This is a genomic window from Humibacillus xanthopallidus, from assembly GCF_044793955.1.
Taxonomy (GTDB): Bacteria; Actinomycetota; Actinomycetes; order Actinomycetales; family Dermatophilaceae; genus Humibacillus; species Humibacillus xanthopallidus_C.
Genome location: NZ_CP084995.1, coordinates 1317547 through 1332882 on the forward strand (window position 1 = coordinate 1317547; position 15336 = coordinate 1332882).

At 71.1% G+C, this 15336-nt stretch carries 4 protein-coding genes; all 4 read right to left on the reverse strand.

Features of this window, described 5'->3' with window-relative positions:
* Window positions 1-84: 84 nt before the first annotated feature.
* Window positions 85-12195, reverse strand: a complete 12111-nt coding sequence (locus LG278_RS06000) for a right-handed parallel beta-helix repeat-containing protein (protein ID WP_404391910.1) — start codon at window positions 12193-12195, stop codon at window positions 85-87.
* Window positions 12196-12310: 115 nt separating this feature from the next.
* The gene (locus LG278_RS06005; RefSeq protein ID WP_404391912.1) at window positions 12311-13006 is read right to left on the reverse strand and encodes a response regulator transcription factor; all 696 of its coding nucleotides are present in this window, start codon (window positions 13004-13006) and stop codon (window positions 12311-12313) included.
* Window positions 13003-14568 (reverse strand): ATP-binding protein, encoded by a 1566-nt coding sequence (locus tag LG278_RS06010; RefSeq protein WP_404391914.1) that lies wholly within the window; start codon window positions 14566-14568, stop codon window positions 13003-13005. The genes LG278_RS06005 and LG278_RS06010 overlap by 4 nt, the downstream gene beginning before the upstream one ends.
* 260 nt (window positions 14569-14828) lie before the next feature.
* Complete coding sequence (locus tag LG278_RS06015) at window positions 14829-15323, reverse strand: hypothetical protein (RefSeq protein ID WP_404391916.1); 495 nt, start codon at window positions 15321-15323, stop codon at window positions 14829-14831.
* Window positions 15324-15336: the final 13 nt, after the last annotated feature.

Below are 15336 nucleotides of genomic sequence, written 5' to 3' on the forward strand. Positions count from 1 at the left end.
CCGTTGTCCGTGCGTCGATCGGCGAGCATCGGGGCGGCCCCTGATGGGGGATGGCCAGGGGCCGCCCGCGAAGTCAGCGCCGGCTCAGGGGGCGGGGGCAAATCTCACCACCAGCTGCGGGGCCCGGTCGGCGCCGTCCTCACGGCTGTGGAATGACTGCTCCGCGTTGCCGCCCTCGGCCGAGTCCCGGATGACGAAGCCGTTGGACTGCCCCGAGCCGTACATCGTGCGGACCTGGCTCGTCACGGCCCACTGGCGCCACCCGGTGCCGGACGTCGTGGTCGCCGCGGTGCCCGTCGTCGCGGGCTGGTTGGACCACGTGGCCCCGCCCTCGGTCCAGGCGGCTGCGGCCGAGAAGGCCTGGAGCGTGCGACCGCCCGCGGCGGATCCTGCCTCGAGGCGCAGCGTGGCCTCGTCCACCACGCACCCTGTCGGGGTCGGGGGAAGCGTGAACCCGACGAGGGTCCGCAGGGCCTGACCGCTCTTGGACCTGACCTTGAGCGAGGAGTCACCACCCTTGTTCTGGCTCGGGCTCGACTGGTCGACCCACGTGTCGCGGTTGGCGGCCAGGGTCAGCACGGGTCCGCAGTCCGGTGCCGTGGGCCCGGGCGGGGGAGGCGTCGGAGTCGTGGAGGTCGACCCGGCTGTCACCCAGGTGATGACGAGCGACGGACGGTCGCTGTTGCTCTCGCGACTGCGGAACTGCTGCTCGTGGTCGTTGCCCTCGCTGGCGTCGCGGACGAGGAAGCTCGGTGCCCCGGCTGCCGAGACCATCGTCCTGACCTGGTCGGTCACCGTCCACTGGCGCCACCCGTTGCCCGAGGTGGTCGTCGCCGCGGGGCCGCCCGTCGCGGGCTGGTTGGCCCACGTGACGGCGTTCTCGTTCCACGCCCCCGTCACGGGGAGCGCCTGGAGGGTGCGCCCCGTGCGCGACGAGGTGGCATTGAGCCGCAGGGTGGCGCTGCCCACCGCGCACGCGCTCGGCACGGTCGGTGCCGGGAAGCGCACGACGGCTCGCAGGTTGCCGCCCGACTTCGACATCACCTTGAGCACGGAGTCGGTGCCCTTGTTGGACGACGGGCTGCCCTGGTCGAGCCAGCTGTCGGCGTTCGCCGTCAGCGTCGTCGTCGGGGCGGTGCACACCGCCGGGGCGGCCTCGACGGTCCAGCTCCACGTGTGCGGCGAGGCGTCGGTGTTGCCGGCGCCGTCGGTGGCCCGCACCGAGAAGGTGTGCGACCCCGCCGAGAGCGCGTTGAGTGTGACCGGTGACGTGCAGCTGCTGTATGCCGCCGCGTCGAGGGCGCACTCGAACGTGGACCCCGGCTCGGAGCTGGCGAACTCGAAGGTCGCCGTCGTGCTCGTCGTCGTGCCCGAGGGGCCGGCTGTGCCGGTCGTGCTCGGGGGCGTCGTGTCGGGCGTGGTGATGGTCCACGATGCCGTTGCCGGTGAGGCGTCGCGGTTGCCGGCGAGGTCGATCGCGCGGACCGCGAACGTGTGGTCGCCGGCCGCGAGCCCGGTCAGGGTCAGCGGCGAGGTGCACGCCGCGTAGGCCGCCGCGTCGACGGAGCACTCGAAGGTGCCCGGCTCGTTGGTCGCGAAGGCGAACGTTGCCGTCGTGCTCGTCGTGGAGCCGGTCGGCGCCGACGTCAACGTCGTCGTGGGCGCGACGGCGGTGACGACCGTCCACTCCCACTCGGTCCAGTTCGGCTGCACGTTGCCGGCCGCGTCCGTGGCCTGCACGGCGAAGGTGTGGGCCCCGACGCCGATGCCGGTGTAGGTCTTGGGCGAGTCACAGGCAACGGTGACACCGTCCAGCCAGCAGGCGAAGGTGGAGTCGGCCTCGTCCGACGCGAACTCGAACGTTGCCGTCGTCATCTCCGTCGGGTCGTCCGGACCAGCGGTGATGGTCGCCTCCGGTGGGCCGTCGACGGTCCAGGCCCGGGTGGCCGGGGTCGGGTCGGCGTTGCCGGTGTGATCGACGGCCCGCACCTCGAGCACGTGGTCGCCCTCGGCCAGCCCAGTGAGGGCGAGCGGGCTCGTGCAGGGTGCGAACGGCACGCCGTCGAGCGAGCACTCGAAGCCCGCACCGGGATCGGTCGACTCGAAGGTGACGGCGGCCGTCGTCGCGGTGGTGAGGGCCTGCGGGCCCGACAGGATCGCTGTCTCGGGCGGTGTGGTGTCGGCCGGTGCTCCCTCTACGGTCCACGTGTGCTCAGCCGGTGTGGCGTCGACGAAGCCGTGGACGCTGGCGCGCACGAGGAGGGTGTGGTCTCCGTCGGCCAGGTCCGCATAGCTCTGCGGTGTGGGGCACGGCAGGAACGGACCTGCGTCGAGGGCGCACTCGAAGGTCGAACCCGGCACGTTCGAGGCGAGCTCGAAGGTCGCCGTCGGGTCGGCGGTCGGGCTGGCGGGGAACGACGTGATGGTCGTCTCCGGCGGGCCCTGCAGCGTCCACGTCACCTGTGCTGACCCGACGTTGCCGGCCAGGTCGGTGGCGCGCACCGTGAGGGTGTGCGGCCCGACCACGTCCGCCGTCGCTTCGTGCGGTGACGCGCACGGCTCGAAGGTCACGCCGTCCAGGGCGCACTCCGTCACGGCAAACGGATCGTTCGTCGAGAAGCTCACGCGCACAACGGGGTTGGTCGTGATAGCGGGCACCGCTGCAACCGTCACGGACGGCGCGATGGTGTCTGCGGCATACGTGAAGGTGTGTGATGCCGGCGTGGCGTCGACGTTGTCCTCGACGTCGATGGCGCGCACGTAGAAGGTGTAGGACCCACCATCCGTCAAAGGCTCCGGCACGTCGGGGTTGGGGTAGGTCCAGGGACTCGTGCAGGCCGTGAAGGCGGCGTCCGCCGGGTCGTTCAGACTGCACTCGAACGTGAGTCCCTGCGGCGAGGTGACGTTGTCGGCACCGGTGAAGCTGAAGGTGACCGCGCCGGTCGGGTCCGCCGGCCCGCCGGTGATGGTGGTGGTGGGCGCGACGGTGTCGAGACCTGCCACGATGACCCACTCGTAGACGGTGACCTCGATCTGCTCCGCCCCTTCCGGGCTGATCGCGTAGACGCGGAACATCCGGTCACCGACGGCGAGGCCGGTGTAGGTGACGGTGCCCGAGTCGCAGGTCGTGAAGGGCTCGCTGTCGATGGCGCACCGGAAGGTCGAGTCGGCCACGTTGGACTCGAACGTGAAGGTCGCGTTCGTGTCGATGGTCTCCCCGCCGGTCGCCGGGTCGGTCCCTTCGGGCGGGATGAACGCCGGACCGTCGGTGACCGTCGCCACGATGCCCGTGACCGTCCACGTCCACGTCGCGGGCGACGCGTCCGTGTTGCCCTCCGGGTCGGTCGCGCGCACCCGGAAGGTGTGCTGACCGACCTCGGTCTCCTCGAAGGAGTGCTCGAAGGCGAACTCGCACGGGCTGTATGCCGCACCGTCGAGCGAGCACTCGAAGGTGACGTCAGGCTCGTCGGACGAGAACGTGAACACCACGTCGAGCAGTGGCGAGGCCAGCGGGGGCTTGATGCCGATGAAGGTGTCCGGCGCCACGTCGGGCGGCAGGGCGGCATACGTCCAGGTGAAGGATGCCGGGCTGGCGTCGACGAGGCCCGTCTCGTCGATGGCGCGCACCTCGAAGACGTGCTCGCCGGGGGTCAGCCCGGTGAGCTGCCACGGGTTGTCGCAGTCGACGAAGTCGGCCTCGTCGGTGCTGTCGAGACGGCACTGGAAGGCCAGGGCCGCGGCCGGCGTCGTGTTGTCGCTGCCGGTGAACGTGAACAGGGCGTTCGCGCTGTTGGACGGGTCGGAGGGCCGGTCGACGATCGTCGTCTCCGGGGCGCCGATGGCGGCCGAGATGTCACAGACGACGCCGAGGCACTGACCCGGCTCCGCGTTGCCCGAGGCGGCGTTGGCGCCACCGTCGGTCGTGCCGCTGACCGCGAGGATGCCCCAGCCGTCGTTGAGCGTCGCCGTGTTGCCGGTCACGGTGTGGCCGGGGTCCGCGACGGCGATGCCGTCTCCGGCGTTGCCGGTCACGGTGTTGCCCCGGATGAGGTTGCCCTCGCCTGCGGGGGCGCTGCCGGCGACCTCGATGCCCGAGCCCGAGCTGCCGCTGATGGTGTTGGAGGCCACGAGGTTGCCGAACGACTCGGCCTCGAGGGTGATGCCGGACCCGGAGCTGCCGGTCACGGTGTTGCCCTCGATGACGTTGTCGCTCGACTGGGTCAGGCAGATGCCGGCCGCGTTGAAGCGGAGGTCGTTGCTCGTCACCGACGAGCCGTCCGCGTCGTCGAGGCTGATGCCACAGCCGCCCGACGTCGTGACCGTGTTGGCCGCGAGGTCGTTGCCGGTCGAGGCCGTGACCGAGATGCCGTCACTGCCGCTCGCGTCGATCGTGTTGCTCCGGACCGTGTTGTCGTCCGACCCGAGGTCGAGGGAGACGCCGGAACCGCTGTTGGCGGTGGCGGTGTTGCCGCTGATGACGTTGCCGTCCGAGGCCGTCAGGCCGACGGCCGACTGGCTCGACCCGGTCACGGTGTTGTCGGTGACCGTGTTGGCGTTGGCCGAGTCGAGCATGATGCCGTCGCCGGCGATCGACCCGATCTCGTTGTCTCGCAACACCGCTCCGGTGGTGCCGCCGGAGAGCTCGATGCCGACCGGGCTCGTGGTCACGCTGGTGTGCCTCACGATGGTGCCGGCGAGGGCGCCGCGCAGCGCGACCCCGGTCACCTGGTTGTCGGCGAGCACCATCTCGTCGACGATGCCGGACGACCCTGTCGAGAGCAGCACGCCGTCGTCGAACTCGCGCACCGTTCCGCCGGTGATCGCGACTGACGCGAAGCCGTTGTTGCGAACGCCCGCACCGAGTCCGATGCCGTCGACGGTGTGGCCGCCGAGGTCGATGGTGATGCCGCCGGCTCCCACGACGAGGCCGTCGCCGGAGCAGTCGGTGAGGTCGCCGGTCAGCACGACGCTCGTGGTGATGGTCTGGCCGCAGCTGGCCGCGGTGGGCACGGGGGCGCTCGTGACGGCCCAGGCGTGCGCTGCTGGTGTCGGATCGGTGAGCCCGTCGCCGTCGGTGGCGGCCACGGTGAAGGTGTGCGGACCCACCCCGAGTCCGGAGTAGCTCGTCGGGCTGGTGCAGGGCGCAGCTGTCCCGTCGAGCGTGCAGGTGAAGGTCACCATCTCCTCGTCCGACGTGAACGTGAAGGTGGCGCCGGTGGCGACGGTCGTCGCATCGGGGGCCGAGAGGATCTCGGTCTCCGGCGCGGCGTCGGGCGCCGGTGGGGTGACGTTCCAGGTCACCGTGGCGGGCGTTGCGTCGACGTTGCCCGACCAGTCGGTGGCGCGCACCTCGAAGGTGTGGCTGCCCAGGGACAGGCCGGTAAGGGAGACCGGCGAGGAGCACGGGGCGAAGGCGGCTGCATCGGTCGAGTCGACGCGGCAGGTGAAGGTGACGGGCGTGGCGTTGTCGGCCCCCGTGAACGCGATCGTCGCCGTCGTGCGGGTGGTCGTGGCAGTCGGACCGGAGACGATGGAGGTGTCCGGGGGCACGAGGTCGGCCGGCAGGCCGGGGCCGCCGTCGCAGACGACGTTGTGGCACTGGATGACGTCGCCGGTCTCGGGGTCGATCGCCCCGCCGGAGTTGCCGGCGGCGCGGTTGCCCCCGCCGTCGACGTTCATGCCCGCGAGGGTGCCGAGCGAGGAGTAGATGCCCCACCCTCCGTTGTTGTCGGCCTGGTTGTCCCGGATCATGTGCCCGAGCCCGATGACGCTGAGGCCGTCGGTGGTGTTGGCGTTCGTCGTGTTGGCGAGCAGGAGGTTGCCCTCGCCCGCCGGCACGCTCGCCCCGACCTCGATCCCGGCGCCACCGTTGGCGTTGGCGATGTTGCCGAGGAAGACGTTGCGCTGCGAGCCGTCGCCGACCTCGATGCCCGACCCGGTGGAGTCACTCGCGTCGTTGCTCTCGAAGCGGTTGCCGGTGGAGGCGTCGATCTCGATGCCCACGGCGTTGAAGCGCAGGTCGTTGCCCCTGACGAGCGACCCGTTGACGGCCTCGAAAGCGACCGCACCGTCGGACGACCCGTGCACGGTGTTGCCGAGGATCTGGCTGCCGTTGGAGAGGTCGACGTGGATGCCGCCCTCGCTGTCGGTCAGCTCGTTGCCCTCGACCCGCGTGTCGTGAGAGCCGTTGGTGACGAGGATCGCGACGTCTGCGGCCAGGCTGACCGTGTTGTCGAGCAGCCGGTTGCCGCTCGAGCCCTCGACCTGCAGGCCCACGTCGCTCGAGCCGACGATCGTGTTGCCCTCGATCGTGTTGGCGCCCGAGCCGAGGAGGTAGATGCCCTGTCCCGAGTTGCCGCTGATCGTGTTGCGCAGCACATGGCTGCGCTCGGTGCCGGTGTCGAGCTGGATGCCGATGCCGTTGCCGGTGCTCGTGTTGTCGCGCACGGTCGTGCCGCCGGTGGCGTCATCCGCGTTGGACAGGGCGATCCCGGCGAGCTCGTTGAGCCGCAGCTCCAGCCCGGTGACGATGCCACGCGCGGACCCCGCTGCCACGGCGACGCCGTTGTCGAACTGCTGCACGACGCCGTTGCGCACGGTGACGGCGTCATGCCCGTCGACCCGGATGCCGATGGCGAGGCCGGTGCCGTCGACGAGGTGGCCGCCGAGGTCGATGGTGATCGAGCCGGCTCCGGCGACGAGACCGTCGCCACCGCAGTCGAGCAGGTCCTGCGTGAGGATGATGCTCTGCGTCACGACCTGGCCACAGGTCGCGGCGGTGGGCACGGGTGCCGGGCCCACCTGCCAGGTGACGCTGGCGGGCGTCGGGTCGACGTTGTCGGCGGCGTCGACGGCGCGCACCGAGAAGGTGTGCGTGCCCACGCCCACCGTGACGGTGTGCGGTGAGGTGCAGGCGGTGTATGCCGCCGAGCCGAGCTGGCACTCGAAGGTGGCCTCGGGCTCGTTGCTGGTGAAGGCGAATGTCGCCGCCGTGTCGACGGTCGTCGCGTCGGGTTGCTCCGTGATCGTCGTCTCAGGCGCGATCGTGTCGGCTGGAGGCGCCTCGATGGTCCACGTGTGGGTTGCCGGGGAGGCGTCGCGGTTGCCCGCGACGTCGATCGCCCGCACCGCGAAGGTGTGCTCGCCGAGCGTGAGTCCGGCGAGCTCCTCGGGGGAGGTGCAGGCCGCGTAGGCGCCGCCGTCGAGGGAGCACTCGAAGGTCAGGTAGGGGCCGGGAGTCGCGTTGTCCGACCCACGGAAGGCGATCGTGGCCGTGGTGCTCGTCGACGGGTCGGTCGGCGCGGAGCTGATCGTCGTCGTGGGTGCGATGCCGTCGGGCCCGGGCGGGGTGGAGACCACGGTCCACATGAAGACGGCTGGGGTGAGGTCGACGTTGTCGGCGGGGTCGATGGCGCGCACCTCGAACGTGTGCTCGCCACTGAGGAGGAGCTCGTAGGTCATGGGGCTCCCGCAGGCGTTCCAGTTCTCGACGTCGACCGGCTGGGCCGGCTCCACCGGGTCGCCGGGATCCGGCGGCTCGGGAGGCTCGGGCTCGGGGTCCGGGGGCGCGTCGACGCGGCACTCGAAGCGGAGCGCGGTCGGGGGAGTCTGGTCGTCGGACCCGGTGAAGCTGAAGGTGTGGCGTCCGAGACTCGGGCTGCCGTTGGCCGGACCGGCCGTGATGGTGGTGTCCGGTGCGGTGGTGTCCGGCGGGACGACGGGCGGAGCTGTGCCCGCGGCGCAGACCACGCCACGGCACTGCTCGGGCTCGGCGTTGCCGGAGGCGAGGTTGCCGCCGCCGTCGGTGGTGCCCGCGGCTGCGGAGATGCCCCACGCGCCGTTGTTGTAGGCCTCGTTGCCCGTCACGATGTGGCCGGCACCGTTGACGGCGATGCCGTCGCCGAGGTTGCCCGTGGCGTCGTTAGCCGAGATGGTGTTGCCGTCGACGGGGTTGCCGTCGGCATCCAGCACCTCGCCCTCGACGGAGATGCCGGTGCCGCCGGTGTGGCTCACCTGGTTGCCGGTGACGGTGTTGCGGGCAGAGCTCTCCAGCGAGATGCCGTCGGCCTGGGTCCGTCGGGCGTCGTTGCTTTCGACCAGGGTGTCGTCGGAGCCACTGAGCTCGACGCCTCCGGGGTTGAAGCGCACGTCGTTGTCGCGGACCACGCCGTGGTCGGAGTTGCCCAGGCTGATGGCTGCGCCACCTGCCTGGTGGAACGTGTTGGCGATGACCCGCACACCGTCGGAGTCGTCGACGTTGACCGCCGAGTCCGAGCTGCGGGTCGTCGTGTTGCCCTCGATGAGGGTGCGGTGCGAGCCGGCGGCGATGAGGAATGCCGCATCGCCGACATCGGAGAGCGTGTTGTCGGTGAAGCGGTTGTCGGTGGAGGCCTCGAGGTGGAAGCCCCCGTCGCTGTCGAGCGTGGGGTCGAGGGTGTCGCCGCTGACGACGTTGCCGTCGATGACGTGCCCGCTCGCGTCGAAGGCGTAGAGCGCGCGACCGAGGTTGCCGCTGAAGGTGTTGTCGGCCACCGTCGACCCCTCGGCGCCGCCGAGCAGGGTGATCCCGTCGCCGTTGAGCACGAAGGTGTTGCCTCGCACGGTGTTGCCGATCCGGCCGTTGTCGGCGTCGAAGAGCTCGACCCCCGCCGAGGTGTTGGTGCGCAGGGTGAGCCCCGTCACGAGGTTGTGCGTGACCCCGGACGTGAGCCGCACCCCGTAGCCGAAGCCGGAGATCGTGCCGTTGCGCACGACGACGTTGGTGTGGCCGCTGTTGCGCACTCCGGCGTAGAAGCCCTCCTCGGCGCCAGGGTCGAGCACGAGCCCGCTCGAGATCGTGTGGCCACCGAGGTCGAGCACGAGGTCGGGCGCGCCGATGACAAGCCCTTCACCGAGACAGCCTGTGAGGTCGTTGCCGACGAGCGTGCTCTCGGTGATCACCTGTCCGCAGACGACGGTGGTCGGCGGCCCGCTGGGGGCCGGGGGTGCTGGCGGCGCGGGGGTGCCGCTCGGCTGGAAGCGCAGCACGAGCTGTGGGGGAGTCGGTGGGTCGGTGATCGCCTCGGACGAGACGAAGGACTGCTGAGCCCCCGCCGCGTCCTCCTCGGCTGCATCCCTGATGATCCACCCGTGGTTCGGCTCGCCCGCGAGGAAGGCCTCGACGTGAGCGCGCACGTCGAACTCCCGGTAGCCGCTGCCGGACGAGGCCTCGGCGGGCGCGGCCGTGCTGGGCTCCGGCTGGTTGTTCCAGATGACAGAGCTCTCCTGCCAGGCGGCACCGGCGGGCGTGGCCTCGAGGGTCCGTCCGTCGTCGCCCTCGCCATAGAGCCTGAGGGTGGCGCTCTCGAGCTCGCAGGGCGGCAGGGAGGTGGGCAGCGTGAGCCGCACCAGGCTCCGCGCGTCGGCGCCGGGCGCGGCGGATCGAACGATGAGCGACTCCAGTGCCCCGACGTTCTCGAGGGGGTTGGCCTCGTCGACCGTGGCGTCGGTTGTGACGGGCATGGTGATGTTGGCGGCGTCACAGTCGACGGCGGTTCCCACGGTCCACGTCCACGAGGCCGGACTGGGGTCGATGTTGTCGGCCGCGTCGACGGCACGCACCTGGAAGGTGTGCTCGCCAGGTGGCAGGTTGCCGTAGGTGGCCGGGTTGGTGCACTCGAGCCAGAGCTCGGGGTCGAGGGTGTCGAGCCGGCATTCGTAGGTCATGAACTCGAGCGGCGTGCGCTCGTCGGTCGCGGTGAAGGAGAAGGTCGCGGCACCACTGCTGCTGGGGTCGGCCGGCTTCTCGACGAGCTGGGTGTCAGGGGGGACGAGGTCCTCGATGCCGTCGAACTGGTGGACGTCGGGGGTCGGGTCGACGTTGCCGGCGCGGTCGATGGCCCGCACCTCGAACGTCCAGAAGCCGTCCTCGATCAGTGGAACCTGCCACGGTTGTGCACAGCCCACGAATCGGAGCTCGGGTGGCAGTGGCGCCGTCGGGTCCGGCGGCTCGGGCGGCTCGGTCGGGTCGGTCTCGATGAGCCTGCACTCGTAGCGCAGGTCCGCGGTCGCGGTGAGGTCGTCGGTGCCGGTGAAGCGGAAGAGTGAGGTGCTCAGGGTGTCCTGCACCGGGCCCGAGACGTAGGAGGTGTCGGGCGGCGTCGTGTCGGGCGGGCCGAAGGGCCCTTCGAACTCGAAGGCGCCGCTGTCGCAGCCGACGTTCTTCGGTCGGGCGATGCCGCGCTGGTCGGTCGTGGGGCACGGAGACACGCCGTTGTCGACCGCAAGGCTCTGTGGCACGAGCGCCATCGTCATGGTGGCCCCGCCGTTGTCGGCGACGGCGTCGAGGCCGGCGGTGGTCGCGTTCTGGCGGTCTCGATCACCGCGGAACCAGCAGGAGTCGCCGTCCTCGAGGTTGCCGCCCTGCGAGCCGACGGCGAAGGAGCAGTTGGGGCCGAGCTGGTTGTCCGCGACGATGGTGTTGCGCAGCACCACCCCGGCGCTGGGCTGGATCGGCACGTTGGGCGAGCCGATCTCACCGCCGACGCCACTGGCGATGGGGGCGGTGTTGTGGGCGATGGTGGAGGACGAGACGTGCACCGGGGCGTCGGCGTCGACATAGATGCCGCCGCCGCGCACCTGGGCGATGTTGCCGGTGATCGTCACGTTCTCGTAGAGGGCCTCGGCGTCGCCGAGGCTGTAGACGCCGCCGCCGAGGCCGGTGTCGTCGTTGAACCGGGCGAGGGCGCGGTTGTCCCAGATGAGCGACTTCTCGACGCGAAGGGCACCGTCGGCGGCGTTGGCCAGCCCGCCGCCGTTCTCTGCGGTGTTGGCACTGATCGTCGTGTCGATGATCGTGAAGTCGCCGCTGCCGTTGCTCTCGATGCCGCCGCCGTCGTGCTCGGCCTCGTTGGCGGTGACCGTCACGTCCCGGAGGGTGACCCTGCTTCCGGCGTTCTCGATGCCTCCACCGGCACCCGCCTCGTTCCCGGTGACCATCGTGTCGGTGATCTCGATCGCGCCCTGGTTGCCGAGCAGCAGACCGCCACCCTCCTCCGTCGCGGTGTTGGCCTCGAAGCGCGCGGCGTCGACGGTGAGCACGCCCATGCCGGAGGCCGCCAGGCCCCCGCCCGAGCCGGAGGGGATCTCGCCCTCGATCTCGGCTCCGGCCACGTTGCCGATGAAGAGCGTTCCGGTGAACGACACTCCCGCCTCGGTGGCGGTGTAGGCGCCGCCACCGTCACCGCTCGTGCGGTTGTCGGCGAACCGTCCGCCGACCACGGTGAGGCGCGACTTCGACGTAGCGGAGAGCCCGGCGCCGTGCGCGCCGGCCTCGTTCGCGGTGAAGGTCGAGTCGCGGACCTCGGTCGTGCTCCCGCCCTCGATGGACACGCCGCCGCCGGTGTCGGCGCCGTTGCTCGACAGGGTGACGCGCGTCAGCACCGCGCGGGCCTCGAGCCCGTTCGGGTTGATGGCGCCCGCGACGTAGAGTCCGCCACCGCCTCGGCCGTGGTTGTCGGTGAGGGTCGAGTCGGTGAGCAGGAGGGTGCCGTGGACGTGGTGGATGCCGCCGCCCTCCGCCTCCGACTCGCTGCCCGAGACCGTGACGTCTCGCAGCGACACCGTGGCGGCGGAGAGGTTGTAGAGGGCTCCGCCGTCCTCGGCGCTCCAACCGTCGCTCAGCGTGAGCCCGGTCAGGGTCACGGCTCCCGCGGTGTCGGTGATCTCGACGAGCCGGTCCATGCCCGTCTGCTCAGGGGGTGCGTCGGCAGGGGTCGGTCCACCGTCGATGACGGTGGCCGCGGCCCCGGCCCCGGCGATCGTTACCGGCGCCGTCAGGTCGAGGTCGCCGGAGTCGTCCTCGTTGGAGCCACCCGGCGGGATCGTCAGCTGGTAGATACCGGCCGGCACCGTGATGGTGTCGGGCACTGGCGTCGCGTTCGCCTCCTGCACCGCCGCGCGCAGGGTGCACGTGCCGGCCGCGCTCAGACAGAGGCCGTCGCCCACATCGGCGTCGACGAGGTCCGTGGTCGCATTGACGCTGAACACCTCGGAGGCATACGAGGCGAGGGGTGCGACCAGCAGGGATGCGGCGATGGCCAGCGCCCCACCCACCCCCACGGTCAGCGTCCACCTGCGCTTGCGGCCCCACCCCAGGAGGTCTCGCTCGGAACTCGTGCCCTTGGTGCCTCTGGGCACCTCGTGACGACCGGACATGTCGCACCCACCCTTGTCTCCCCGGCGGGGCCCCCGCGTCATGAGGACGCGCTCCCGCCTCCTCCAGCGTGGTGCGCGTCCATCAGGGTCGGCTCAGGTGACGATGAGCGCTTTCTTATCTTCCGGCGTCATCGGCCGGCGCCATACGGCCGGCGTCGACCGAGAAGCGGTAGCCGGCCCCACGAACGGTCTGGATCATCTCGGCGCCGATCTTCTTGCGCAAGGTGTTGATGTAAACGTTGACGAGGTTGGTCGTGGGGTCGAAGTCGTAGCCCCACACCTGCGAGAGCAGCTGCTCACGGGTCAGCACGTGGTCGGCGTGCCGCATGAAGGTCTCGAGCAGGGCGAACTCGCGGTTGGTGAACTCGAGCCTGCGACCGTGGTGCTCGGCCCGCCTCGTGTGCAGGTCCAACCGGATGCCTCCGGCCTCGAGCACGAAGCTCGACTGGGTCCCGCTGTCACGCAAGCGGGTTCGCACTCTGGCCAGGAGCTCGTCGAAGGCGAACGGCTTGCGCATGTAGTCGTCTGCGCCGGCTTCGAGGCACGTCACGACGTCGCGTTCCGCGAGGCCGGTCAGCACGATGACGGGCATGGAGCTGCCTTGGCCACGGATGGTCTTGAGGACCTCCAGCCCGTCACCTCGGGGGAGTCCCATGTCGAGGATGACGACGTCGAACTGCTCCGTGGCACAGAGGCTCTCGGCCAGGTCGGCGCGGTCGGCAACGGTCGCGACGTAGCCGGATGCCCGAAGCCCCTTCTCGATGAAGGACGAGATCCGGACGTCGTCCTCGACGACGAGCACGCGGGTCATACGGTGCCCTCGTTGCCGTCCTCGGGACCGTCGGCCCTCGCGAGGGATGGTGGCCGCACCGGCATGATCATCGTGAAGGTCGCGCCCAGCCCCGGCAGCCCGTCGACCTTCACCCGCCCACCGTGTGACTCGGCAACGAGCCGTACGATCGCGAGGCCCAGACCCGCACCCTGGTAGCGCGCGCGGGCGAGGTCCCCACGCACGTAGGGCTCGAAGAGCTCCGGCTCGGCGGGGAGGCCGACCCCGGTGTCACGGACCCACAGCTGCCACTCGTCACCGTCGGCGGCCGTTCCGATGGCGATGGTGTCGCGCTCGGAGGTGTGCATCACGGCGTTGTGCACGAGGTTCATCACGGCCTCGGTGAGCCGGTGCCGGTCAGCGAGCACCGTGACGTCGGCGGCAGCGTCGAGTGCCCAGTGGCGCCTGCCCATCACCGTGGACTTGGCGACGAGCTCGTGCGTCAGCAGGTCGAGCGCCAGCGGCTCGGGTCGCACGAAGTCCCGTTGCTCCGAGTCCGCGAGGATCTCGAGGTCCCCGACGAGGCGGGCCATCCGGTCGAGCTCGTCCATCACGAGTCGGGTCGTGGCCTCGGCGTCGGGTGCGTCGTGGTCGAGCAGCTCGAGGTGTCCACGGCAGATCGCGAGCGGGTCGCGCATCTCGTGGCCGGCGCGCCGCACGAACTCCCGCTGGCTCGCGAGCACCTGCTCGAGGCGGTCGAGCATCGCGTTGAAGCTCCGGGCCATCTCGGCCGCCTCGCCGGTGGTCTGCACCGGCACGCGGCTCGTCATGTCCGACTCGCTGATGGCCTGTGCAGTCTCCGTGAGCTGGCGCACCGGGGCCAGCACCCTCCCGGCGATCGGCCAGGCGAGCAGCGTGGCGAGCGCCAGCACCCCGACGTCGGCGAGCAGTCCGAAACGCCCGATCTCGTTGATCTCCCTGAGCTCGCTGGCAGGCAGGCGCGTCACGACGAAGAGTCCCGACTCGTCCCCCAGCGTGAAGGCACGGCTCTGGAAGTGCCCGGTCCCGAGGGTCGTCTCGTAGGATCCTGCGTCCGCGCCACCGACGTTGTCCTTGCCCTGGCCCCGCGAGGCGGCCAGCCAGTCGGCGGCCACCGCGGCGGGGACGCTCGGCAGGGGATAGCGGACCAGCGAGGCGGATCGCTGCTGCCCGTCGACGAACGTCAGCACGGCCTCGCCCTCACTGGTCACATTCCGTCCGAGATAGAGGTCGAGCAGGGCGCCCGCCGACGTGAACGCCGCACCGGTGTCGGGGTCACGACCGTCTCGGACCAGCCGGTCGAGCTCGAGGATCTCCTGGGACAGCTCACCTTCGACCCGCGCCTCGAGGCGGAGCGTCAGCACCTGGCGGGCCACGACCGTGGACAGGATGGCGCAGAAGGCGAGGAGGATGACGTAGGACGTGAGGATGCGCACGCGGGAGCTCCGCGCCGGTCCGACCCACCTGCGAGCCGGGTGCCAGCCGGGGGCGCTGCCGGTGGCCGGTCGTGGGTCCGTGCGCGACCGGCGGAAGGCGTCGGCCGCCACTCCGGACCTGTTGGACATCAAGCGCGATCTCATGTTGCGCCCGCACCACCCCACTGCCTACTGCCCTACGGGTGCCCCGTCACCCCTGTCGCGAGTGTAGGCACGGCAGGGTGTCGCGACCCGGATATCGCTGTGATTGCAGTCGAACCCGCTCCAAGCAGGGGCGATGCGACGGATTTGTCCGGACATGGGAGGAGAGCCGGTGCCGGGTTGGGGGAGGGGCGCCGGCACCGGCTCTCGAGGGGGCGCCGGGGGAGCGCCTGCTGTGGGCAGCCTGCTCAGTCGGCCGAGTCCGAGCTGTCGGCAGAGGCCTGAGCGGCCGGGAGGACGGGCTGCGCAACCCGTCGCACGGGTGCAGGCACCACCTGGGGTGCGGGAGCAAGAGGTGCCGCCTCGACCCGACGCGGGGTAGCCGCGCTCGCCCTCACCGACGAGTCGGGCGCGATCTCGGCGATGGTCACGGGAGCGGTGTCGGCGGAGGCCGCCGACGTGGTGGGGAGGCTGCCGGCCTCGAGCGCGAACCAGCCCCCCACGCCGCGAGCGGCACCCGCAGGGTCGCCCAGCATGGCCCGGCGGGGGGCCAGAGCAACGCCATCTGCGACCGTCGCCGCGGCCAGTGCGCTCGAGCCGTCGACCTCCGCGGGCAGCACCACCGCAGGCACCACGCCGAGCAACGAGCCGTCACCCGGGTGGAGCGAGAGGGCGAGCGCGCACCCGCCGACCCCCAGCACGGTCGCCGTGCCGACGATGACCCAGTTCTTCGGCTCGGCCATGATGCATCCCCTC